The sequence below is a fragment of the Lachnospiraceae bacterium JLR.KK002 genome (assembly GCA_036941025.1).
In the GTDB taxonomy this organism is placed as follows: Bacteria; Bacillota; Clostridia; order Lachnospirales; family Lachnospiraceae; genus Petralouisia.
The window spans coordinates 2,293,490-2,317,858 of sequence record JAYMNP010000001.1; the positions used below are offsets into that span (position 1 = coordinate 2,293,490).

24 protein-coding genes are annotated in these 24,369 nt (G+C 43.0%); 3 read left to right on the forward strand and 21 right to left on the reverse strand.

The window, feature by feature from the left end:
* Positions 1 to 79 precede the first annotated feature (79 nt).
* Positions 80 to 850, forward strand: a complete 771-nt coding sequence (locus VSQ32_11035) for a hypothetical protein (protein MEH2943383.1) — start codon at positions 80 to 82, stop codon at positions 848 to 850.
* Between the two features lie 17 nt (positions 851 to 867).
* Here the strand turns inward: VSQ32_11035 and VSQ32_11040 are convergent, their stop codons facing one another.
* The 17 genes from VSQ32_11040 to VSQ32_11120 all read right to left on the reverse strand — a co-directional run bounded on the left by VSQ32_11040 (position 868) and on the right by VSQ32_11120 (position 16,936).
* The gene (locus tag VSQ32_11040) at positions 868 to 1,764 is read right to left on the reverse strand and encodes a HAMP domain-containing sensor histidine kinase (GenBank protein ID MEH2943384.1); all 897 of its coding nucleotides are present in this window, start codon (positions 1,762 to 1,764) and stop codon (positions 868 to 870) included.
* Positions 1,761 to 2,585, reverse strand: coding sequence for an ABC transporter permease (locus tag VSQ32_11045; GenBank protein MEH2943385.1), 825 nt, complete (start codon positions 2,583 to 2,585; stop codon positions 1,761 to 1,763). Before VSQ32_11045 ends, VSQ32_11040 begins: the two co-directional genes overlap by 4 nt.
* Entirely contained in the window at positions 2,578 to 3,486 is a 909-nt protein-coding gene (locus VSQ32_11050; GenBank protein ID MEH2943386.1) for an ABC transporter ATP-binding protein, read from the reverse strand. The genes VSQ32_11045 and VSQ32_11050 overlap by 8 nt, the downstream gene beginning before the upstream one ends.
* A 282-nt stretch (positions 3,487 to 3,768) precedes the next feature.
* Positions 3,769 to 4,476, reverse strand: a complete 708-nt coding sequence (locus VSQ32_11055) for a response regulator transcription factor (protein MEH2943387.1) — start codon at positions 4,474 to 4,476, stop codon at positions 3,769 to 3,771.
* Between the two features lie 13 nt (positions 4,477 to 4,489).
* Positions 4,490 to 6,733, reverse strand: coding sequence for a chlorophyllase (locus VSQ32_11060; GenBank protein ID MEH2943388.1), 2,244 nt, complete (start codon positions 6,731 to 6,733; stop codon positions 4,490 to 4,492).
* 67 nt (positions 6,734 to 6,800) lie between these two features.
* A complete protein-coding gene (locus tag VSQ32_11065; protein ID MEH2943389.1) occupies positions 6,801 to 7,193 on the reverse strand; it encodes a bifunctional adenosylcobinamide kinase/adenosylcobinamide-phosphate guanylyltransferase in 393 nt (130 codons plus the stop codon).
* Positions 7,194 to 7,204: 11 nt separating this feature from the next.
* Positions 7,205 to 7,975 carry an adenosylcobinamide-GDP ribazoletransferase gene (locus VSQ32_11070; protein ID MEH2943390.1) on the reverse strand — a complete coding sequence of 257 codons (771 nt, stop codon included), beginning with the start codon at positions 7,973 to 7,975 and terminating at the stop codon, positions 7,205 to 7,207.
* Positions 7,972 to 8,550 carry a bifunctional adenosylcobinamide kinase/adenosylcobinamide-phosphate guanylyltransferase gene (locus VSQ32_11075; protein MEH2943391.1) on the reverse strand — a complete coding sequence of 193 codons (579 nt, stop codon included), beginning with the start codon at positions 8,548 to 8,550 and terminating at the stop codon, positions 7,972 to 7,974. The genes VSQ32_11070 and VSQ32_11075 overlap by 4 nt, the downstream gene beginning before the upstream one ends.
* Positions 8,551 to 8,652: 102 nt before the next feature.
* Positions 8,653 to 9,351, reverse strand: coding sequence for a GIY-YIG nuclease family protein (locus tag VSQ32_11080; protein ID MEH2943392.1), 699 nt, complete (start codon positions 9,349 to 9,351; stop codon positions 8,653 to 8,655).
* Positions 9,352 to 9,490: 139 nt separating this feature from the next.
* The gene (locus VSQ32_11085; GenBank protein MEH2943393.1) at positions 9,491 to 11,221 is read right to left on the reverse strand and encodes a DUF2326 domain-containing protein; all 1,731 of its coding nucleotides are present in this window, start codon (positions 11,219 to 11,221) and stop codon (positions 9,491 to 9,493) included.
* Positions 11,212 to 11,487: an ABC-three component system middle component 6 gene (locus tag VSQ32_11090; protein ID MEH2943394.1), complete on the reverse strand. Its 276-nt coding sequence runs from the start codon at positions 11,485 to 11,487 to the stop codon at positions 11,212 to 11,214. The genes VSQ32_11085 and VSQ32_11090 overlap by 10 nt, the downstream gene beginning before the upstream one ends.
* Positions 11,426 to 12,397, reverse strand: a complete 972-nt coding sequence (locus VSQ32_11095) for an ABC-three component system protein (GenBank protein MEH2943395.1) — start codon at positions 12,395 to 12,397, stop codon at positions 11,426 to 11,428. The genes VSQ32_11090 and VSQ32_11095 overlap by 62 nt, the downstream gene beginning before the upstream one ends.
* A 179-nt stretch (positions 12,398 to 12,576) precedes the next feature.
* Complete coding sequence (cobT, locus tag VSQ32_11100) at positions 12,577 to 13,629, reverse strand: nicotinate-nucleotide--dimethylbenzimidazole phosphoribosyltransferase (protein ID MEH2943396.1); 1,053 nt, start codon at positions 13,627 to 13,629, stop codon at positions 12,577 to 12,579.
* Between the two features lie 313 nt (positions 13,630 to 13,942).
* The gene (locus tag VSQ32_11105; protein MEH2943397.1) at positions 13,943 to 15,418 is read right to left on the reverse strand and encodes a cobyrinate a,c-diamide synthase; all 1,476 of its coding nucleotides are present in this window, start codon (positions 15,416 to 15,418) and stop codon (positions 13,943 to 13,945) included.
* A 10-nt stretch (positions 15,419 to 15,428) separates the two neighbouring features.
* A complete protein-coding gene (locus tag VSQ32_11110) occupies positions 15,429 to 15,830 on the reverse strand; it encodes a DUF6483 family protein (GenBank protein MEH2943398.1) in 402 nt (133 codons plus the stop codon).
* Between the two features lie 39 nt (positions 15,831 to 15,869).
* Positions 15,870 to 16,517, reverse strand: a complete 648-nt coding sequence (locus VSQ32_11115; protein MEH2943399.1) for a YoaK family protein — start codon at positions 16,515 to 16,517, stop codon at positions 15,870 to 15,872.
* 26 nt (positions 16,518 to 16,543) lie between these two features.
* Complete coding sequence (locus tag VSQ32_11120) at positions 16,544 to 16,936, reverse strand: thioesterase family protein (protein ID MEH2943400.1); 393 nt, start codon at positions 16,934 to 16,936, stop codon at positions 16,544 to 16,546.
* Positions 16,937 to 17,094: 158 nt separating this feature from the next.
* Between VSQ32_11120 and VSQ32_11125 the strand changes: the two genes are divergently transcribed.
* Positions 17,095 to 17,421, forward strand: coding sequence for a hypothetical protein (locus tag VSQ32_11125; GenBank protein MEH2943401.1), 327 nt, complete (start codon positions 17,095 to 17,097; stop codon positions 17,419 to 17,421).
* Positions 17,367 to 17,699 (forward strand): AAA family ATPase, encoded by a 333-nt coding sequence (locus VSQ32_11130; GenBank protein MEH2943402.1) that lies wholly within the window; start codon positions 17,367 to 17,369, stop codon positions 17,697 to 17,699. Before VSQ32_11125 ends, VSQ32_11130 begins: the two co-directional genes overlap by 55 nt.
* Here VSQ32_11130 and VSQ32_11135 read toward each other — a convergent pair.
* From VSQ32_11135 to VSQ32_11150, 4 genes are read right to left on the reverse strand one after another with little or no spacing between them, the layout of a single operon-like run.
* Positions 17,621 to 18,430, reverse strand: coding sequence for a class I SAM-dependent methyltransferase (locus VSQ32_11135; protein ID MEH2943403.1), 810 nt, complete (start codon positions 18,428 to 18,430; stop codon positions 17,621 to 17,623). The two genes, VSQ32_11130 and VSQ32_11135, sit on opposite strands and share 79 nt — an antisense overlap.
* A complete protein-coding gene (locus tag VSQ32_11140; GenBank protein ID MEH2943404.1) occupies positions 18,420 to 19,328 on the reverse strand; it encodes a fructosamine kinase family protein in 909 nt (302 codons plus the stop codon). The genes VSQ32_11135 and VSQ32_11140 overlap by 11 nt, the downstream gene beginning before the upstream one ends.
* A 56-nt stretch (positions 19,329 to 19,384) precedes the next feature.
* Positions 19,385 to 22,948 carry a hypothetical protein gene (locus VSQ32_11145; GenBank protein ID MEH2943405.1) on the reverse strand — a complete coding sequence of 1,188 codons (3,564 nt, stop codon included), beginning with the start codon at positions 22,946 to 22,948 and terminating at the stop codon, positions 19,385 to 19,387.
* Positions 22,932 to 24,359 carry a hypothetical protein gene (locus tag VSQ32_11150; protein MEH2943406.1) on the reverse strand — a complete coding sequence of 476 codons (1,428 nt, stop codon included), beginning with the start codon at positions 24,357 to 24,359 and terminating at the stop codon, positions 22,932 to 22,934. The genes VSQ32_11145 and VSQ32_11150 overlap by 17 nt, the downstream gene beginning before the upstream one ends.
* Positions 24,360 to 24,369: the final 10 nt, after the last annotated feature.

The following is a 24,369-nucleotide window of genomic DNA, read 5'->3' on the forward strand; positions in this document are numbered from 1 at the left end:
CATTCACTGCTTACATTATTATAATAGCAGATAAAAATTTTGCTTTGGTGGATATGGGATGATTTGTATTTTTTGAGGTATGATCTGTTATATATTCTATCAAAATTCAGAAATTGAAAACGATATTGCCAACAGCGGTATCACGGTAAATCATGAAGATTCCATGGAGATTATGATAAATCAGTTAATCCATGAATACAACGACTATAAAGACAAAGCCGATTCCCTGTCTCAGGAAAATGACAGGCTGGTACAGGAAAATGCTCAGCTCAAAAATGAAAAGGATACCATCAGTAATTTATATAAGGATTCTGTAAATAAAACGCAGCAGCTGAAGCAGCAGCTTGCAGATCCGGGACAGGATCCTGCTGATGATGACAGTGACAATGATTCCATTGCATCGGAAACTTTTTCAGGCTCTCTTTTTCATATGGATACCATGTCAGTATACACGCCCAAAGGTAATTTTTACAAGCTGGAACCTTACCTGGTGGACTCCATCGGAAACCGTCACAACAATGTCATACTGTGCGGCGCCAGAAATCAAAGCAGTGACCTGGATGTAAATACGTTATATGCGGAATATTATATCAACGGACAGTACAGCCTCCTGAAAGGAAACGCAGTCATCCCGCAGGAAAGCAAAAACTACAATGACGTTCATGTTATATATTTTTATGGCGACGATGAGCTTATCACCCAGACGGACCCCATGACAATCGGAAGTCTGCCGTACGAATTCGCTGTTCCCCTTACCGGTGTAACAAAATTAAGAATTGAAAGCGTAAGAACTGAAAAAAATTCCGGTAATTCGTCCATAGCCCTTACAGAAGCCTGCTTTTATCAGTAAAACAGAAATCTGTGACATCAAAACCGCACTTCCACCTCAAAGATACCATGTTTCAGACTGGCCTGGATTTCCCCGCCCATCTTTTCGGCAAATTCTCTGGCAATGGCAAGTCCCAGTCCGGTACCTCTGCGGTTTCCGGACTGGTCTGTGGTATAAAAACGCTCAAAAATCTGTTCCAAATCCCGCTCCTGAATGTTTTCTGTCTCGTTGGCTATCCGCAGAACTGTTCTTTCCTGTTTCCGCACCAGAGAAAAAACATATCCTCCGGTTCCATGTACCAGTGCGTTTTTTATCAGATTCTCTGTCATCCGCTGCCATGCATGAGCGTCTCCGTACACAAAACATGGTTCCCTGGGAACTTCCACCGCAGGCTCACAGCCTTTTTCCAGAAAATCCTCATAAAACATGGAAACAGTTTCTGCAAACAGATTCGTCACATTCAGTTTTTCCCGTTTCAGTTCCAGTTCCCCGGCTTCCAGCCTGGCATATTCAAAAAACTGGTTTAACAGTTCTGCCAGGTCCTCCATCCGCCGCTCCACGGTTTTCAGATACTGTTCTTTTTTCTCTTTCGGGATTCCCGGATGCCCCAGAAGCTGCACATAACCTTTCACTGATGTGAGCGGTGTGCGGATATCGTGAGAAATGCCCGTAATACTCTCCCGGTAGCTTCTGTTTGCCCGGTACAGCCTCCGCTGTTCCTCTCTGATTTTTTCCAGCACCTGATTCATGGCAGAAATCATTTCTTCCGTCTGCCCTACTGCACAAACAGAGGTCAGCAACTGATTGCTGTCCTCTGCTTTCAAAAATTCCAGCTGTTTTCTCAAATGCCTGACCTGCTTTCCGTAACAGAAAAGACGAAGGGAGAAAATGCCCGCCCCGGCTGCCAGTATTACAATTATCATCCACAGGTTCATGTTACATCCGCCTTTTGAAAATGGAAAATTCCCAGAAAAACCGCCAGAAAAAGCCAGGCCAGAGACGCGCCGATTCCCCGCATCACGAATTCCTGTTCCAGCCCGCTGACCGGGCATTCCATCTGCAGGCTCAGCGGCCAGTACCGGGAAGGCTGTATACTGAATACAGAGAGCAGTGTATCCGCACCGGCCAGCAGAGATGTGGAGAAGATTATAATTCCCGTACTGATGGAAATTCCTGCTGCCAGACTTCTGGTCAGTTCTCCCACCAGCACCGCAATTCCCGTAACGGACATGCTGATTATGATCTGCATTCCCATATAGGCCGCTGTTTCTCTCCAGTTCATGGCCTGAAGCCCTTCTTTTCCCATAAGCAATCCGCCTGCCAGGATACAGCACACAAAAGTCACTCCCAGAATCACCATTGCGGCCAGCTCCGTAATCAGCAGCTTGCTGAGAAAAACAGAAGCTCTGGAATAGCCTTTTCCCACAATATTTTTTACTGCGCCATCCGTATATTCTTTTATCACAAAAATACTGGCAAACACAGCCATAATAAAAACGGTAAAATGACCGTTCAGCATCTGCTGCAAAACTCCCATAATTCCCACCTGATATATATATGGCCCCTCACTGAGTTCTTCTTCACTGTAAACATAAATTCCTGTTCCCCCTTCAGCCGGCTGCTGGTTTCTGATTTCATCTACCATAAACAGTGTGAAATACAATAATCCCACAAGAATGGCAACGGACATCAGACACACATAAAACGTCTTTTCCTTTCGAATTTTATACCATTCACCACTCAGTATGTTAATCATTTTCTCCACCTCCCAGCAAATCCATAAAATAGCCTTCCAAATCCTGTCCTGCCCGATAGCTTTCCAGAACCTTTACTCCTCCGTTTACCAGATTCTGATTCACTTTCCAGGCTTCCTCCAGGTTCTCAAACACCCGCAGCATTCCAGGCTCCGGTACATCATAACTGTTCACATGGCACTCCTCCAGAATGGCAGCGGCACGTTCCACGTCGTCCACCACCAGCTTCTGACAGCGCCGGCAGCGGTATTCCAGCTCCTCTTTGTCAAATTCCTCCACCAGAACTCCATCTTTGATAATCCCGTACCGGGTGGCTATTTTGGACAATTCCCCCAAAATATGGCTGGAAATCAGAATGGTAATCTGTTTTTCCTCGTTGAGTCTCAGCAGTAAATCCCGGATTTCTTTAATTCCTGCAGGGTCCAGTCCGTTGATGGGTTCATCCAGAATCAGAAAATCCGGATTATTGAACAGTGCAATGGCAATGCCAAGCCTCTGTTTCATGCCCATGGAAAAATTTTTCACCTTTTTCTTTCCTGTCCCGGATAATCTTACAAATTCCAGCATATCATCCACTGCGCTTTTTTCCGGAATTCCCAGTTCCCGCCGCACGGTTTCCATATTTTCCCTGGCGGTCATGTTCCGATAAAGGCCCGGCTGCTCAATCAGGCTTCCGACACGCAGTCTCTGCTGCTCCAGTTCCTGAGAGCCGAACAGTTCCATGGTTCCCTCTGCCGGCAGAGCAAGCCCTGATACCATGCGCATAAAAGTGGTCTTCCCGGCTCCGTTTCTCCCGATAAATCCATAGATATCTCCTTTTCTCACATGCATGTTCACACGATTCACCACCGTATGCTTTCCGTACTTTTTGGTGAGTCCCTCTGTCTTTAATACATAATCCATACTGTTCCTCCTGCTGTCCGGGGACATTTTTCATTAGCGTCCCAGGGGGATGTTTTTTTATCTTATAGGAAAGACCTTGTCACGCCAAAGCGTGAAAGTATCTTTCCTATAAAATAAAAACAAAGATGCACACGCAAATGCAAAGGAAATATGTCGCCAGAGCGACGCATTTGCGGCGCGGAATTTCGTTTTACAAAATTCTTTTTTACACATTCAGTATAACAGCAGGATTTTCAGAAATTTTAGAAAAAGTATAAAGAAAACATAAAGTTTTGCCGCCGGTCAGTCCATTTTAAATCCGATGCCCCATACCGTCCGGATATAGGTCTCGCCCGGATGCGCTTTCGCCAGCTTCTGACGGATATTGCTGATATGAACGTTTACCGCATTGTCCTCGCCCAGAAACTCCTCATTCCACACCGATTCATAAATATTGCTTTTGGTAAATACTTTTCCGGGATTGCTCATAAGCAGCTCCAGAATCAGATATTCCCGTTTTGTAAGAGCAAGCTCCTGCCCGCCCGCCTGCACCTGAAAATTATCCTGCAGAATACGGACATCTTTGTATTCCAGTATCCGTTCTGCTTCCTCCTTATCAGAAGTCCGGTCTTCCTTCGGCAGAGTTTCTCTGCGCCGGAGCACTGCCTCCAGCCTGGCCAGCAGTTCCTCCGTATCAAAAGGTTTTACCACATAATCATCGGCTCCCTGGCGAAGCAGCGACACCCTGGCCTGCACCTCATCTCTGGCGGAAGCCACAATCACACCGGTTTCCGGATATTTTTCCCGCATTTCTCTGAGCACATCTTCACCGGACTTTCCCGGCAGCATCAAATCCAGAATCACTGCCTGGGGCTGCCGCTGCTGCATATAAAGCAATGCTTCCGTTCCGGCATAAGACTGGACAACTTCATAGCCATGCTGCTCCAGAAGTTCCTTTAACATCTGATTAATGTCGTTATCATCCTCTGCAATTAATATGTATTCCTTCAATATCACTCACCTGTTATCTGATTCCCACATTGTCAATGGCCGCTTTCCCCTTTTCTGACGGAAACTGAAGGGTAATCCGGCAGATTTCTGTTCCGTCCACACCTGTAAAATCCGCCATGGGGATGGACACCGTCTGAAACTGATGCTTATATTCCGCCGCTTTCCACAAATACTGCAGCTTGTTCAGGCGCACCGGAAAAGACGGATACAAAGCGGCATAATCCTGGGCTTCCAGAACCTCCTCATTTCCCTGACTGTCCGCCGCAATTATGATAAGCTCCGGAAGTTCCCTTTCTTCTTCCGCAAAATCTTCCTGTAAATCCATCACGTCAAACTGCAGATATTTTCCGGTCATATCCGTCTCCGGTATGGAAATGGAAAATTCCGCCGGTTCTTTCTGGCTGCTGTCAGCCTCTTCCTCTTCTCCTGGCTCCCATTTTAAAACTGCCGCATAATTCCCTCTGGGATTACCGTCGGAAAAATGCAGAAGCTCTTCCCGCCAGCTGTTTACATGATCTGCTTCTATTTTAACTTCCGGAGAGGTTCCTGTTTCCAGACGTGCATCTTCCTCAAAATTACAGAGCACATGCAAATCTGAGGTCTGATAAGACTGGATATACAGTGTTTCCGGCAGAAAGTCCTCATATCTTCTGTAATCTGTCAGCAGTGTTCTGCAGAAAGTCTGTTCTGAATCTGTTTTGCTGGTTCTTTCCAGCGTTTCCTCCAGGAATGCATGGATAAAAATGCTGGCAATCTGCTGCTGTTCCTGTTCTGAAATAAAATTTCTGATATTCAGGGCACGGTTCATGGGTTCCGGCAAATCATATATTCCCCACCGGGAATTGAACTGTCCATGGTTGGCTCCCGCCACATAAAGGGAGGTTTTTATACAGTCTCTGTCACCGCTGAAAGTCACATTCTCATACTGCTCCATTCCCATAAAAGTGGACACATCCTGGTCGTTTGCCCCATGAAGCACCATATAATTTGCATCTTCCAACTCCACATCCCGCTCGGAGGGCAGATACTGTCCGCAGGTGGGCGCAATGGCTATCAGCGACTGAATAGAAAAATGATAATCGAATGTACGGTTTCCATTATCCGGATAATAATTCAGTTCGTTAAACAGATACGCCGCGGCAATTGCTTCCCCGCCCCTGGAATGCCCTGCCAGGGCCAGACTGTCTTCATTTATTTTCTGATACAGGGGACTGTCTTTCCGGCGGCTGCAGGATAAGATATAATCCATATGTTCCAGAAGCAGCACAGCCCGGCCGTCATTTTCACCGGACAGTCCGTTGCAGGCATTTTCATCCACCGACGCCACCACATAACCATGGGAGGCCAGATAAGTACCCAGATATTCATACCCCATATAAGAATCCGTAATCCAGTTGTGATTGCCGTGAACCATAAAAAGCGTTGGACATCCGGACTGTTCTTTTGGATACCAGATAACGCCGGTCAGTGGCACCTCGTCCAGGGAGTATCCCTGATAGTGTTCTTTCATGAAACCATTCAGCCCGTCATTTTCAGCAAATCTGCTGATGTTTACCCTTCGTTCCGGAAGACTCCCGGAGTCTCCGGCGCCATAGGAAAGGGTTTCCACAGTATAAGGCCCCTGCCCGGAAAATTTCTCAAACGCCTCTTTTTCCTGTTCCGTAAGCATTGATTTTCCCGGATTCTGGCTGCTCAGATTTCCATAAATTTCAATATAGGTATCTCCAAAACCCCGGCCTGCCAGAAAAGCCAGAACTGTAACTGTACATGTTCCGGTCAGGGCCAGCGTTATCACAATGGTTCTGGTCCGTACTTTGTGATGCAGCAGGGCCCACAGGCTTTTGAACAACAGCGCCAGAATCAGGCTGAAAATTCCTGCAAATAATACCGTTTCTTCCATTCCCGCATAAAAAGCGTCCCCGGTCATGACCAGAATGCAGACCATGCCAAGCAGCAGCCAGGACAGCAGCTCCCGGATTCCGTTTCTGAGAAACAGCTTCAGGATTTTCTCAAGGAGCCACAGGACAATCATGGTAACAGGAAAAGTCAGAGCTGCTGCCAGAACTGTGCCCAGCCAGACCGGATGCATAAAGGTACCGGACATCAGGCCCACGCACAGACTGAACAGAAAAACGGCTGCCCAGTACAGAAGGACGCCGGTTTCATGCCAGTTTTTCAGCCTGTAACTGTTAAAACGCTGTTTCATGCTGCGGTATGTTTCCCGTATGCGCAGGAAACATGTTTTTATCTTCTTCATCACTTATTTCCTCTCTGTGATTCCGTTGTGGTCAGAATGCGTGGATGAGCTGGAAACACCCGTATTTTTATTTCAGTCTCCTGGCTATCCCGCAGTTCACCAGATACACTTCTTCCGCCTGTCTGGCCAGCGCACAGCCCATCCGGCCTGCCAGCTCCCGGTATTCCCGGTCAGATTTCTCCAGGGGCACAATACCGCAGCCCAGCTGGTTCATAACAAGTATCACATCCGGATTCGCCTCCAGCAATGCTTCCACCATGGAACAGGGGTCTTTGCCCTCTTTCAGAAGCCTTCCCAGCCACAAATGAAAATTGTGAATAATATCTGCCTTCTGCAGTTCTTCCGGCTCTGCCTGTTCTCCCTCTGCCAGCAGCGGCTGTTTTTCCGGATTCTGTGTCTTATATATATGTTCTGCCGCCTCCAGTTTTCCCTGGAAGGCGCCGCCTGTGATTAGTATCATAATTATTCCCTCTATAAAACTGTAATTATCTTTTCCATTGCAACTACCGTAATCAATATGGCCAGCTCGCAAATCTGCAGAAACCATCCGGCCAGGTCCCCGGTGATTCCTCCGAATTTCTTCAGGGACATGCGGTAATACCAGAAGAATACCAGTCCGGATACTGCAAGTACTGCAAGTCCGAAATACAGATTTATCCACAACATAAGGAGCAAAACTGCCCCTGTCTGCGCCAGCAGTGCAGCCTGCGCCTTTTTTTTCTCCGCTTTCTCCGCAAACATGGAAACCAGCCCGCTGCTTTTAGCACAGGGAAAGGCGGTGACTCCATAACCGCTGAGACACCGGCTGAGAAAAAATCCCAGAGACACCAGGGGGATTCCCTGTTTTCCCAGCTCCGTTGCAAACCCAAACCAGGTGAGAAAATACAGACACCCGGCAATTACTGCAAATGCTCCTGCGTGAGAGTCTTTTAAAATCTCAAGGCGCCGCTCTCTGGGCTGCCAGGAGCTCAGCGCGTCCATGGTATCCAGAAATCCGTCCACATGGATTCCCCCGGTAACAAGAACCGGAATCACCGTCAGAATCACCCCGTACAGGATCTGTCCCACCGGGATAGCCGGCCCATAACTTCCCCACAGGTAAAAGCACAGGCCGCTGACCGCACCCACCCAGGGGAAAAAACACATTACATATTTCATATTTTCCTGCTCCCATTCCACCCTGGGCATGGGAACCTTGGAATACATGGCAAAGGCAATGATAAAGCCTTTCAGATATTTCATAACAATCCCCCTTTTGTCCCGTCATCTGACGTATTCCGGCGTTCCTGAAAATCCGCTTTCCATTCTATTGGGATTCCGCAGATTACTTCTACCACACGATCCGCCATTGTTCCCAGACGCCCATGGATTTCTGCCATCTGTTCCAGATATTCCATGGTTGTGCTGTCGTATTCCACCCCATCCTCAAATACATTGTTGCCCACAATAACCAGGTGACGGGCATGTTCGGCCAGATGAAGGATTCCCTGCCAGATTCTTTCTGCTGCAGATTCTTTCCTGCAGTTTTCAGAAAACATTTCATTAGCAGTCAGATTTGACAGACATTCCAGCAATATAATCTCATGCTCTTTCACGGGCAGCTCTTCCAGACCGGTATAACACTCCCTGGTCTCAAATCCTTTTCCGGCCCGCTGTTTCCGATGGCGGCGAATCCGGGCCTGGCTCTCCTCATCCCCCGGCTTCATGGTGGCAACATAGACCAGCCGGTCTCCTTCCTGCTTCCTGAAAGACACTGCAAGATTCTCCGCATATTCTGATTTTCCGCTGCCGCTGCCGCCGATTACAAAAACTACCATTTCCCGCCTCCTGTCTGTCGTTTTCTTTTAAAAGTCGGTTACTGTCTTTGCAGCACAGTTTCCGCCTCAATGGTATTACCAGATTCCCACAAGAATCATTTTTTATCCCTCTTCCATTTCTTTTAGTGATATTCCCTTTTTATTCTTCCATGCATTCCTGCCATTAATACTATATCCTACAACTATTGCTGCTGCAAGTGAAGGGCTCGTAAATGCCCAATCCTGAGTAAAAGTAAAATTTTCATCAATAATACCTTTATCAAATAATAACTGTCGTTTATTTATAACAGACTTTGATAAAGATGTTGCCACATTATCAGCAACTTTAGAACCTTTCAACACTGCAAAACCTTCTGAAATTGGTTTGCCACTCGCCCTGGTTCCAGAACGGTCCTGTAAAATGTAAAGAATTTCTTTCTCATCACTTTTTCTCTTTATAGACGGTTCTAAAATTTTATGTCCCAGTACCCCTAAAATCAACCGCATATTATCAATGAATTCATCCATTTCTGCACGATCCATTTCAGATACTGATGCTTCTGCAGGCACATTACTGTTTACCACCTCGTATCTTTTAGATTCTTTCGCCAAAATATAAAGATGATTTTCCAAATATTTTATATGTGCTTTGTTCAAATTATTATCTTTGCTAATAAACACTATGCACTCTGTCCAGAAATCTTTTTCAGAAAGATGTTGTTTAAGCCTGTTAAAAATATTTTCAGCCTCTCCTATATAAACCTGTTCTTCATCTGTTTCATCATTGCGCCCAAATAAAAAATACACACCCGTATTTCTCAAATCATCTCTATCTGTACATTGATTAATATATGTACGGGGAATTTTATATGCCTTACCCGTCCAAATTTTTTAATATCATAACCTGCCTGCTTTTTAAACCCCGCAAATTCGATGGGTTTAACAGTTTTCCACAAAATGTTCAAAAGCTCTGACTATTTTCAATTCTGAATAATTTTTCCTGCTGCGAAAGTTCTATTGCAATATGTGCCTTATCCAGCACAGCCACTGGTAATTTATCTTTTAATATAGAAATTACTAACTGAATATTTTTATTTTGTACAAATTCTGCAACCTTAATTAATTGATTATCATGCATAAGTTCTTTCTTATCATTGAGTAAAAAATGTAAACACGGAAGTTGTTCCTTATCAGCAAACAATAAATATGCCAAATCAAAACATAAAATTTCTCCCTGTTTTTTACCAGAACTCATATTAGCATTAAAGGCATTAAATTTATAAAATTGCTGTTCCTTTTTGTTTGTTTCTTTTTTAAACGTAAGTGCATATTTTTCTCCATATAATTCCTGTGAAATATTAGAAAATATTTTATTAAACTTTTTAACCTGTTCCTTTAACAGAATTTCAAAATCTCCTGAAAAAAGATAATTATCTATATCATCAATTTGCTCATTAAGTGTATTGATATTTTCTTCAACTTCATTTAATTGAGAAATTATGCTTTCATACTCACCTTTAATTCTATATTTCTCATTCAATTCAAAAATAATTTTTTCTAATTCTTCAAAAGAATCTCCTTTGGCAACTTCATCTGTCAATTCTTTTTCTTTCTTTAATAACAGAGATAATTCCTCCTGTGAATCTTTCAGCTTCCGTATTAATTCAGGCAAATCCTTAGAAATATACTTTATCTTTTCTATTACCATATTATTGTGAAAAGCGACTAAATCCTCAAATGTTTTTTGGACACCGGAAATGTTTTTCGTCACTTCTTCATATAACAATCTTAATTGTTGCAAATCAATATTCGAAATACTCTGTTCTAAATCTCTCTGAGATTCTTCTATCAAATTCTTACGGATTTCGAGTTTACTGATTAATGCACTTGTTCTATTAATATTATATTTAACAATATTAAGTTGCTCCAAATCTTCTTCTAATGTTTCATTTAAATTAAAGGATGCCTTTTTTTTATTAAGAATATCAATTTCATCATCAACCAAATCTAATGCTATTTCATAAGTTGTTTTTGTTTGCTTTTTCTCTAAACGTTCTCTAAATGTATTTTCCTGATTGATTTTAGTAACCAGTGCCTGCTTTTTTGCTCCTTCATTAAAAGTACATCCCAGCAAATATAAATATAATGTTTCATATTCTACATCCGAAGTAAATTTATCCAATGTTTTTAAGGTATTATTTATGCTATTATCTTTATAGCGGATATTATGAGATATAATTTGTCTGAAAGTAGGTTTTTCGACATCTTTATCTGGCATTATATTTTTTTCCAGTTCGTCTTCAAAATCTTTATCCGGAACAGTTTTGCCATTAATCTTTCTAACAGCCTTTTTTCGCTGCAAAAAATTCCTCTCAATTACTAATTGTTTTGCCTTTGAATCATTTAAGTTTTCAGTTAAAATAAGTTTAATTTCTATTTTCTTATCAACCAGAAAATTTTTCACAACATCATAAGTCTCTTTCTTATTCTCTGTATCTGTATAAATTATACTTCCTTTCGCCCCCAGGCAAAAATCAACCAATTTTAAGACCGTTGTTTTTCCAACGTTATTTCCCGTTGATTTAGTATCACCAACCGGGGTATCATCAATAATTAAATTTAGTCCGGAGCAAAAGTCTATCTCCCGAATAATCTCAGACGAACTTGAAATGATAAGTTTTTTTATAAACATAATTGAATATACCCCCTTTCATTCATTTTAGCCACTTCAATTAAATATAGCCAATCAAGACATAACATAAAAGTTGGAAAAGACATTTCTTTTTTAACTTTTACATTCTGATACAAATCCATAATTGTCTGATTATCCATTTTCTTCAACTCTTCAAGAACAAATGAGCCATTATAATATATACTCAATTCAGGATGTATATTGTCAGGTAGCAACATGATTATATCCCTCCGGATTCTTAAATATCTTACAACGAATAAATGCATCCACAACTAAAACCGAGACACACATTTCCAATTCTTCATAAGGAATTTCCACATAATTTTTACTATTCATTATCAGCTCAATCAGATTGTCTATAATAGAAAAAAACATCTCATATGGTTCTACATTTTCCCCGGATAATTTAACATACTGTTTTCGAATAACTGCCAGAACAGAAAGACTTTTATTTGCACCTTGTCTGTCAAATTCTTTATACTTTTCGTCTAATCTACTATAATAAATTTTATAATCGTCTATGGTAGGCTGAACAGCCAATAAATCATTAAACTCTATTTTTCTCAATATTTCAAATGAATTTATTTCTGGTGAATCAACTATACCTGACAAATCTTCCTGAGATAATATATTGATAACAGATGCCAGATTAGAATCAACCTTAACTATATCAACAAAACTTCCCAGCTCATCTTTTAAAAAATCATACAATCTTCGTTGCGCACTAATCTGCATATTCAAAACAATATTCAACAATGATTTAATATCATATATATCGTTCAACGGCGAAAAGATGACTTTGTATGGATTCGTAAACGAATGCGCCCGTAATTTATCAGCCTCTCCTGAAATTGCAATAAATTTAAAATTAAATCCAGAATAATCTTTAAAACTCTTTTTAGCTAAAGAGTTTTCAATCTTTTGTTTGGAAGAAGTAGCTGAAACCTGAACAAGAACTTTGTTTTTATTATCAATCAAATCTATTCCCTCTGTATTTTGGCTGATAGCATTAATATTTCTTAACTCATATCCCAACAAGTGGTTCATAAGCTCAGCAAAAAATGTCTCAGAATAAATATTTAAATCCAGTAGATTTATTTTACCTCTACTTTTTATGCGATACGATAATATATTTAGTTTTTCTTCTATGTAGTTAAAATAATTACTACGGTTCATTTCAGCCCCTCCTCCTTTTCTTCATCCTGAATAATTACTCCAAAATGCTTCAAAATACTTCAAAATGCTTCAAAATATTTCAACACCTCCTTTATCGCTTCCACTTTCTCCTCTGTCAGATGTTCTCCCAGCTGTTTCAATTCCTCTGCCGCATCAGGAGCATCATACATCAGCATTCTTTAGTCCAGCGGTACATATTCTTCCACCTGAATCTGGGAAAAGGTACTCATTTTCTCATAAATATCCAGTCCCATATCAAGCAGTGGGAACAATGCCACTGCTCCGGTCCCCTCTCCCAGGCACATATCGCATATCAGACTGGGGGATTTCCCAATGGCTTCCAGTATGGCTGCTCCGGCCGGCTCTTTGGAAACATGAGATGCAATCATATAGTCCCCCGCCAGAGCACTGAAACGTGTTGCCAGCAATGCCGCCACTGCGGAAATAAACCCGTCCACAATCACTGGCATTCCAAAGGCAGCTCCGCCCAGATAAATTCCCGTAAGCCCTGCCAGATCCAGTCCGCCCACTTTGGCCAGTACATCCAGTGGATCCTGGGGACTGGGCTTATGCAATGCAATGGCGTTCTGAATCACCTGAATCTTTTTATGCAGGCCTGCTGTGGTAAGGCCTGCGCCCCGTCCGGTCATCTCCTCCACCGGTCTTTCCAGCAGAACGCTGGCCACTGCGCTGCTGGTGGTGGTATTTCCGATTCCCATTTCTCCGGTGGCCATGATATCGTACCCCTTGTCTTTCAGCTCTTTTGCCAGATTAATCCCCACTTCCACGCCCTGAAGTGCTTCTTCCCTGGTCATTGCCGGTTCCACCGCCATATTTCTGGTACCATAGGCAATCTTTCGTTTTTCCACTCTGGGCGTATCCACTACCATTCCTATGTCAATGGGAAAAATGTCTGTTCCGGTATCTTTACACATAATGGCAGCGCAGGATTTTACATCCAGAAAATTCTCCGCCACAATAGCGGTAACTTCCTGCCCGGTCTGAGTCACACCTTCTGCCACTACGCCGTTATCCGCGCACATCACCACCAGAGCCTTTTTTCCAAGATGAATCTGCCCGGTTCGCTGCATTCCTGCAATCTGTATCAGGTTGCTTTCCAGCTTTCCCAGACTTTTTAAAGGTTTCGCAATACTGTCCCACCGCTTTTCACAGGCAAGACATGCTTCCCCATCTAAAGGACGGATTTGTTCCAGACATTCTTCTAATTTCATAGTTCTTCTTTCCTTTCGTACATTACATTCTGTTCAGACAATTGCGAAACAATAAGATTATCAAAATTTCATGTACAATTACTACACTTCTTCTTAAATATTTTCATCATACAAAAGACCGAAATGCCAGACGCACCAGACATTTCAGCAAGCCTCTGAATACAAAGAATCATGTTCAGCAGAGGCCTTCATGCCTCTTTGAGTCTTGCTTCCATGGTGCTGAAATGCATTTCTCACCTTTTGCATGAAAAAATATTTATATTCAAATCATCTGAATTGTACATGAAATCAGCACAATTATTGAGTTTCACAATTATCTGATTACCTTCTGTGATACTTCGTCCATTCTTCCGGCATACTCTCTGCATTTCTGTAAAAATCTCCGGATAAACCGGGGACTGGAATAATAATAGAGATGAGGAAATCCCGCCGCATACCCTGGGCCTCCCTGAATGCAGTCCCATTCCCGGCTGCCGAAAGGCTTTTTCCCGTGGCAGGCATTTCCGTTTTCCGTGCAGTCAAAATAATGGAATTCATGGCCTTTTATGGATTCCCCCGGCTGCAAAAGCAGATGTTCTTCTCTGGCAGTCAGAGTAAGATACCCAAAACGCCCCAATTTTCCTGTGGGATATGCTTTTCCCTGAAAAACCCCCGCCATAGGCCACAGGTTTCCTTCTGAATCCTCCATGGATTCCTGCAGATACATAAAGCCTCCGCACTCTGCCAGAAAGGGCATACCGCCTTTTAACTGAGCGGAAATCTCAAGGCGCATTTCCTGATTGCCGCTTAACTTTGCCATATGCAGTTCCGGATAGCCTCCGTAAAAAATCATACCCTGCAGATGCTCCGGCAAAGTTCTGTCGTGAAGGGGGGAGAAAAATACCGGTTCTGCTCCCAGTTCCCTCAGCAATTCCAGATTTTCCTCATAGCAGAAGCAAAACGCTTCGTCCCTTGCGATGCCGATGCGGAGCCTTATCTCAGAATAAGAACAGGTGTTCTGTATTCCTGAAGATTCCGCACCTGGCTCTGCTTTCTCCGGATTTTCCAGCTCCGAACCGTTCTCCCCGCACAGGCTCTCCGGCTTTGTTACATCCAGCTCTCCGGCAGTCCGTGCACACGTAAGGATTTTTTCCAAATCCAGGGTTTCCTCCAGCATCCCGGCAAAATGCTGCAGTTTTTCCTGAAATCCTTCCACCTCCTCTGGCATGACAAGGCCCAGATGGCGGCTTTCCAGTGTCAGTTCCGGACATTTCGGCACATAGCCGAATACGGATACCGGCAGGGTCTTTTCAATTTCCTGTCTGAGCAGGGAATAAGAAGATGATGATACCTGATTTAAAATAACTCCGGCTATATTGCTGTCTCGCCGAAATCCCAGAAATCCCTGTATCAGGGAGACCACCGAAAGGCTCATGCCTCTGGCATTCACCACAAGAATCACCGGCGTATCCGTAACTTTTGCCAGTTCATAAGAAGACGCAGTGGTTGTCACGCCTCCCGCTCCGTCGTAAAATCCCATTACCCCTTCCAGCAGGGCCATATCCCGCTGTGTCGCAGCTTTTCCAAGCAGATACCGGGTCATGTCTGCTCCGGTAAAAAAGGTATCCAGGTTCCGGGCCGGAATCCCCAGCACTGTCCGGTGGAACATTGGGTCTATGTAATCCGGGCCGCATTTAAAGGAAGTAACCTTAAGGCCCCGGTTTGCAAAGGCCTGCAGCAGCCCGCAGGTAATCAGTGTTTTTCCGCTTCCGCTGGAGGGAGCGGCAATCATAATTCTCGGCAGTTTCATGGTTCCTCCTTCACTGATTTTCCAGTAATGTCTCTGCCAGCCCGCCATATCCATAGCGTTTCATCACACTTTTGATTCCTTCTGCCACTTCCTCTCTGGAAAAATCATGGTCTTCCAGAAAATCACTGGTCTTCTCGTTGAGATAATCATAAAATGCCAGAGATAGCTTCAGATGTTCCGGTTTTCCCTCTTCTTCCGTCCAGGATTCGCTTTCCAGATATTCATACAGCATATTTTCCGCCCCGTTTATATTTCCCTGGTCTGCCATAAGACACAGCTTCTGATAAAAATCCTGGTCTTTTCCCTCCAGAAACACCAGCTCCTGCTTTTCTTCGTCCACATGGAAAATCAGTTTCAGTATGGCGCGCACCATTTCATGAATGATACGCATAATATAATCTTTTTCTACCATTGATACACTCCTGTTCCTCTGTCCTGTCTGCGCCGGGGATTATGGCACTTTTTCTTTCTGAAACATCATCGCAAAAACTGCCAGAAGAAGCACACTGGAAATCCAGATGGCCTTCTCTGCCAGAAGTTTCGTCAGTATGCCTCCCAGAGCGGCTCCCGCGATAAAGATTCCGATAAATCCGTAATACAGCAGGCTTTTCTGTCTCAGCTCCCGGTTCCCGGTGGAACGGTAGCTGCACCACAGTTCCGTTGCCGCCCGCAGATTCCCGATGCACATGGTAGTGGCGTAGGCGTTTCCATTTAATTTCCGGAAGCTCTGCACCTGCATGGCACACACAAAAGAAACCAGCATATTGGCAAACAGGTTGATTTGCTGAGGGAAAAATCCTGCCGCAAACAGCAGCACAGCCTCCAGCAATACCACAATCTGTCTCCAGTGAATGGCCTCCGACCTGCTAAACCGCCTGCGTATTTTCTCAGCTCCGTAAATTCCCACTGCAAAGGCAGCCACCGGCAGCAGATAACGCACGCCCAAGCGCCAGTTCCCCATGGCGAAATTCTGTCCCATCAGCACCATATTCCCTGTCTGGGCATTGGCAAATACCTCATCCCTGCAGTTGTAGGTATAAGCGTCCTGAAATCCCCCGGAAATGCACAGGATTGCCACCACAGCCGCTGATTCTGACATCTGACCTTTTTTCCTCATATATACGCTCACTGTCCCTGCTTTTTCTTATCTGCCTTGCTCTGGAATTTTGTTTCTTCTATTATGAAGCGCTCATGAAATCCCTCTCCGATTTTTCCTGATTCATCAAAAGCGGTGATGGAGAATGTCAGCTTCCTGCCATCCACTTCCGTCAGAACACTGTCGCACCATACTTTCATACCCACCGGCGTGGGAGCCTGGTGTTCCAGATTCAGTTTGATTCCCACGGTGCCCATGCCCGCCTCCAGATGTTCTGCCACGCTTTTCCAGGCAGTTTCTTCCATAAGAGCCGCCATACGCGGTGTGGCAAGCACGTTAAGCGTGCCGCTTTTATGCACTTTTGCGGTATCCTCTGCAGTTACGGTCAGTTCCTGATGTCCTTTGATTCCTGTCTCCAACATTCCGATTCTCCTTTTCTGCGCATGTGTTTTCATTTTCTCCTGCTTACCAGTTTACCACAGGAAAGATGATTTTTCTACTGTGGATTTATGGACCGGTTATTTTTCATTTTGGATGATACAATAATTAAGAAAAGATAAAAAAAGGGGAACCAGCCCATGTGTTTTTAAACAGTATTACACCTTTTGATAAATACAAAACCATAACAAAGCTTCGGGAAAACGGTTATGGCAAATATGATGTGATTTCTCCTGACTGCAGTGAAGTGCCAAAAGACTGCAATAATTATAAAGATTATATTAAAAGAATCGAGCAGAACATGTTACAGGACCTGGTCACGTCTTATCCGGAACTGCAGCCAGACTGCCGCCGGGCTGTCTGGGATTTACTGTCTCTGCTGTTCGAGAAAAAGAACAGAAGTTTATTTTTGTCATTGATGAATGGGACGCTGTCTTCCACATGCCTTTTTCAGATGAGGAAGACCTGAAAACCTGGCTCCTGTTTTTGAAAGCTCTGTTAAAAGGAAAAAGCTACGTTGCCTTTGCTTATATGACAGGCATCCTTCCCATTGCAAAGTATTCGGAAGGCTCTGAACTGAACATGTTCCTGGAATACGATATGGCCACAAAAATCCGATTTGGGGAATATTTCGGCTTTTCTGAATCAGAAGTCGACATGTGGAAACACTACTGTAATCTGCTTTTTTCTCCGACAAACAGCAGATGGTTTGTCATACCGAGCAGCTCCGGCTTTTCACAGATATAGAAATGATAACGGAGATACTGTGCGTAGTCCTCATCGCTCATTTCGTTGATTCTTTCCGCCAGAAGCTCGCTTGCACCATCGGATGCAACCCTGTGCAATACGTTTATGCCGCCGTCAGCAAGTAGTTTTTCTGCAGCATCCACCGTGTGGAATACAAACGGAAAGTCATTGAGTTTGAATGTTTCTCTGTCATAATCGCCGCCTGAAAAATAATTTACATCGTATGCAAGCTCGGTAAGGAAAACAAAGTCATTGGAAATAAAGGCAAAGAATATTTTACCGTCGTCTTTGCAAACTCGCCTGGCTTCGCTGATGCACTTCTGTTTGTCCCCATCATGTTTCAAATGATAAAGGGGGCCGAACAGAAGCACGACGTCAAAGGACTTATCTGCATAGCGGGAGAGATCAAGGGCGTTGCCCTGAACAAGATCTATGTTGTCTTCGCTGGTGAGCTTCTTTCTGAAAGCCGCAATGTTGGCGTCGGCAAGCTCAAGAGCCGACACTTCATAACCCTTATGTGCAAAGTAAAGACTGTATTCGCCTGCACCTGCACCGATGTCAAGTATCCTGTCGCCCGCTTTCAGATATTTTTCCAGGTAATGAACGGTAGTCAGAAATTCAACCCTTGCGGCCTTTGAATGATTGAGTCTGCTGTCCTCGTTGAATATATCATACGTTCTGTTTACACGTTCACTTTCGTTTTCTATTTTTGCAAGTTGTTCAAAATCCATAATATTCCTCCACAATACGTCTTACCGAAGACAGATAGCCCCGGCCAAACAGATTCAGATGATTCAGCAAATGATAAAGGTTATAAAAATCCTTCCGCTTTTCATATCCTGGCTGCAGAGGCGCAGCTTCCCGGTACTCCTCATAAAATCTCCGGGAAAATCCTCCAAAAAGCTCCGTCATGGCCAGGTCTGCTTCCCGGTGTCCCACATAAGCCGCCGGATCTGTCAGCCACGCCAGACCGTCGCTCCCTGTCATTACATTTCCGGCCCACAAATCTCCATGGACAAGAGACGGGTACTCCGGCTCCACCAGAATGTCTTCTGCCCGCTCCAGCAGCTTTGTTATCTTTTTCCGCTCTTCTTCCTGAAAATAGCCGGAAGCCTGACGAAACTGAGGTTTCAGCCGGCAATCCCGAAAAAACTCCACCCAGCTTTTGCACGGTGTATTCACCTGCGGATTTGCACCGATATAATTATCCTGAACAAACCCATAAGTTCCTCCGGTAACAAAATCCTCCGTCCCGGCCTGGTGCATTCGAGCCAGCTGACGTGCCAGGATTTCCTGAGAATCTCTCCTAGGACGTCCCCTTTCCACAAATTCCAGCAGTAAAAAAGCTCCTTCACCTGCTTCTTCTCCGCAGCCGAGTACCTGCGGTGTGGAAATGACGCCCGTCTTTGCAATGGCCGCAAGGCCCTCCGCTTCCCGCAGGAAAAACGATACGTTTTTTCCAGGGTTGGATTTCATAAAAATGTGCGTTCCGTCACTGAGGGTCAGTTTCGTTGCCTCGTTGATGTCGCCTCCCGTTACCCGCTCTCTGGCTGTGATTTTCATGCTGTTACCGGACAGCATATGCAATGCCTGCTCCAGGGAGGAAAACTGTTGTATGGTATCTGTCATCTGAGATGTCCTTTCTTCTGAAAAATTCCTTTTAAATAACTTTCTATGAAAAATCGTTACGCCTGCATTTCCCGAAAATCAATGTAACACACGGGATAACTTTCTTCCGGCATCTTTCTTCTGATAAGTCTGAATACCCGTTCCTCATGGGTGGAAATAATAAGCTGCCGGTCTGTATTTTCCAGAATATTTCGCAGCAAATCTACAAACCCAACAATATTCATCTCATCAAAATGACCAATTGGATCATCAATAAAAATGCTCTTCAGAGGTGCGTTTCCTTTTTGCAACGCCTTTCCAAGAAAAATGGCAAATGCCGCAACATTAAGCTGCGCTGTACTCAAAAACCACGCAGGTGGATATGGTTTCCCCTCCTCCCCAATTACAGCAAAGGAAAGTCCTGGCTGTTCTTTCTCATCAAAGGAAAATCTTGCAACCAGATGCTTTAGCTTCTCATGAGGTTCCAGCTTTTCATAAATTTCTCCCATCTGGTATCTTTGCAAAAATTCCTCCATTTCCTGCTCTATTTTCTGTTTCTGCTGCTGATATTTTTCTTCTGTTTCCTCTACCCATTTCTTTCCTGTGGCTGCTTCTTTTTCCGCCTTTTTCAAACTCTCAGATACTTCTTTCCACTGCAGAAAATAATTCTCGGCTTCCCTGTTGTATTTTAATTTCCGCAAACATTCCGTACATGCTTCAATATGCTCCTTTTCTTTCAAAAGTATTTTTCTTTTCTCTTTTACCACATCTTCAAGATTGGCAACAGGTATTTCCGCTTCATTGGAAATCTCCATTTTCAGCATATCAGACAGCCGATTTCTTACAGATAGCAATTCTTTCCCTGTGCTCTCTATCTGCCGCTGTATTTGCAGATATTGCTTTTCAAAATCCGTCTCCTGAAAAAGGGATATATCCTGCAGCTCATCCAGTTGTTCGCTGCATACAGCAAATTTTCTGTTCAGCTCTTCATATACTGTCTTCTGATTCACAATCCATTCTTCAAGGGTTACATATGGTTGAGACATGATAAACTGCTCTTTCTTTTTCATCATGAAATAAAGTTCCAGAGACTGTGCTTCCATACGGGAAACCAATTCTTTAATCTCATCCAGGTTGTTCCGACAATTTGCAATTTGTTCCTGACAGGCTGTTTTCTGCTCCGAATTTTTCTGAATATCTGACTTCAATCCTGTAATCTCCTGATCCAGCTTTGTATTCCACATGTCCCTCCAGTTTTCAATTCCTTCCTCCTGATAGACAACATAAATTCCATTTTCCTGGTCCTGTCGCTGTATCTCTGCCATGCGCTTTTTCAACACGACGATATTTTTTTCGATTTCTTCCTTTTTTTCTTCTTTTTCTGGACATTCTTTACTGAATCTTTCAATTTCCTCTTTTATTGTTCCGGTAAGTCTGGTTAAAATACTGTTATAATTTTCAATATTATCTTCCACTAATGACTGTAAATCTGTCATTTTAATTTCTATCTCCTGCTTTTTCTCTTTTCTTTTTTCACTTTCTTCCGAATTAACTTTATATGTATGTTCCAATAATTCCCTGTAATCTGAAAACTTTGTATTGCAGATTGGACAATACGAAAGCTCCCCATCTTCTATTACCTGTCGGGCATCTGACAAAATCTTTCTAATACAGTCTTCCGTCTGTTCTTCTGCCAGAATTTTCTGAACCACCTGCTTTAGATTTTCCTCCAGTTTCTGATATTCTTTCATTTTTTGAAAAATAAAATCACTGAATAACTGCAATCCTGTATCCTCTTCTGGCTCTATCGTACTTTTCTCATACCTTGTCTTTGCACACTTAAAATCCTTAATTCTGTTTTTTTCCAGCTTTTCCAGCTTTTTTTCTTTTTCAGAAATTACACTTTGGATGCCTGAAATCTGTCTTTCACAATCTGCTTTCTGCACAACAAATACTTCCTGTTTCTTCTTCAGTTCTTCCAGTTCCTTTGCATGCTCGCAGACACGCCTGTACTCATTTTCTTCTCTGCGTTGACGTTTCTTCTTCTCCAGCTCTATCATGAATCTGTCCCCCTCAGCCTGCAAAGCTGAAAAACGTTCATCCAAATTGGAGGATATTATTTTCAATTCTTCAAGTCGGACATCCGCACCAAAATACTTCATAACATCCTGATACCACGTCTCTCCCTTCTCATACAGAAATTGAACTTCTTCTATTTCATTTCCAAGCTCCTCCCGCTTCTTTTCCAGTTCTTCTTTTTGCCCCAGCAATATTTTCTTATTATGACACTTTGAAAGATAGCTTTTCACTTTTCTTTGTTCCTGGGTTATCTCTTTCTCTTTCGCACACAATGCACCATAAGTTTTAATATCATTCTCCGCTTCTCTGTCCAGATAATTACAGTTTCTTTCTATTTTTTCTCTGTTTTTTTCATATAAGTCGTACTGACTGTCCACCAGACTACTCCACTGCACATATTCCGATGCACTGATTGTTGAAAAAGCCAATTTTCCAATTACTGTATTTCCGGATATTTTAAGGAAGTCTTCCACATCCCGCTCCAGACTTTCTACAAAACTTCTGCTTGTTTCTAATTTTTCATACTGTTCTTTTAATTCACCACACATTTTAGTCAGCTGATCATACTTCTCAAACTCTTTACGTTTTCGGTTATAGGATTCCTCGAACTGTCTGCGTTTCTCACCATCTGTATCCCACAAATCTCCCCATTCCTTATAAAGCTCTTTCGGTTTCATTCCTGCAATAAACCCGTCTATTTTATGATGGGGCAGTATCAGGCTGTTCCAAATACTGCTCTGATTAGCGGACAGATATTCTTTTAAAGGATTACTTTCAGATGATTTGGGACGCCCTGTACCATAATCCTTCTGCGTTCGTCCACTAATCTCTGAAACTTTGCGTTCTATCCAGTTATTCTCATCCTGGTAGATTTTCACATATGCCGATTCTTCAGGCTTCGCTTCTGTATTTTTCAAAACAGTGCTTCCCAATATATTCTTATCGGCGATTCCGGTAAAACGTCCCACGGAGCCTGTCAGCCCCCATTCAATTCCGTCAAAAAAGCTAGTCTTTCCCATTCCATTCGGTGCAAAAAGAACAACAAGACGTGCCGGTCTTCCATCCCGGATAAAGCTGAATTCTCTTTTTCCCCTGTATATCCTGAAATTCATCAGTTCCACACCTGTAACCACAGGACAATCCGATTCCGGAATCACAAAATTAAATGAAAACAGCTTTTTTCTCACCATATCCAGCTTTTCTTCCACAGTCATGACGTTGGCTGCAGATACAACAAATTTTCGCGAAGAATATGTATTGTCTTCTATTTCTTTTACAAGGTCTGTTTCTACCTTTTCTGTTACAAAAAACCAGACATAAAAATTACTCCGCTCCAGTATACCTGGTATTTCACTTTGTACATAAACTGCAATGCTGTCCACAACTTTTTTCCAGTCCGCTTTCAGATCTTTCTGGCTTTCCATTGTACTGAAAAAAACATGTGCACACTCAGCGCCATTGGTTTTCAGCTTCCATTTGTAATATCCTTCTATCCGGTCACCCAAAATCTCTTTCAGTTCCTCCCGTATCGGCTCTTTTTTCCAGTTATCCCCATATATCATCTAATATTTCCTCCAGTTTATCTTTCATTTCTTCTTCCGTCTGACAATCATCCAGTTTATCCAGCAGCTCCTGTATATGAATAATTCCGTAATCCCTTTCTTTCATTTCTCCTTCCAGCAAATCATAGGCGGCATTGCTGGAAAATTCTTTGTACTTTTCCATTTCGCCATCAGCAATATCATTTATAATCTTCTTAAATTTCCTTCTTGGAAATGAGCGCTTTACTCTGGGAATTTCTCTGCTCTGCCAAATCAATATGGAATTTCCGGGAATCTGCTCACCCAAAACCCGCCCGTTAGCCGCAGCACCCACAACAGAAGCCAACTCAGCTTCTCCATTTCCCTCAGAGCATACATACACTACCTTCAGCTTTTCTCCCATATCAGGCTGATAGCAGACATTACATATATCATCGTGCAGAACTTTTCCGATGAACATGGGCCAGATACGTCCGCTCCAATAATAATTACAATTCTTTCTGTTTCCGTCGCAAACAGGGATATCATAAAATTCTTCTTTTGCAAGCATCTGTTCCGGGGAAGATTCTCTGGCAATCTGACGTATGATTTTACATATCAGACGTTTTGTATCTGTATCCATACTTTTCAGATATGTATTATGGCATTCCAGCAATTCTTCATCACAAAATCCTGCAGGCGGCTCTTCCTCGTCATATTCCTCCATAGTTTCCCACCCGATACTTTTGAGCCTTTCTGATATCTCCGTACTTCCTATGGCAAGAAACTGCTGATACATTTCGTTAATATCACAGGCCACTAAAATACCCGCAAAAACTGAGCTGCCTTCATATTCTGCAACCAGTCCCGTTCCTGAAAATCCTCTCAGTCTTTCTGTAAATCCAATCGTCTCTATATTCCGTGCTTTACAGGTTATCAGCCTGTTTTCTGCTTCCCACCTGAGACAATCACCAAATATCTCCTCATAATTCTTTTTTTCATTTGGAAAACCATATCCGGTAAAATTTATACCTCTTTTTATCTTTTCCTCTGACAGACGATATACAGGTAAAGCTCCCATATCACCACATGAAATTTCTTTCTTTTTGATTCTCAATACGGCAATATCATCATGACTCGCTCTCTCATCCTCATCCTCCAACCTGCCACATAATTTTTCCAGCTCCTTTTCATCCTCATAAAGGGTGCATAATTCAAACTGAGAAAGTTCATATTCTTTTGAATTGCTCAAATAATCAATCTGGACAGGTTTCCTGCTTTTCTTCACAAATGCTTTGAGAACAACGTGACATACTGTAATAATATAAACATACGTACTGCCTTTCATTGTGTATAAAAACCCCGTTCCACACCCATATTCTGTTTCAATACGCACGGTATGCTGTTTTAATTTTCCCTTCTCTGCCAACTTTCTGTAAATTACATCATCCATCTTATCCCCC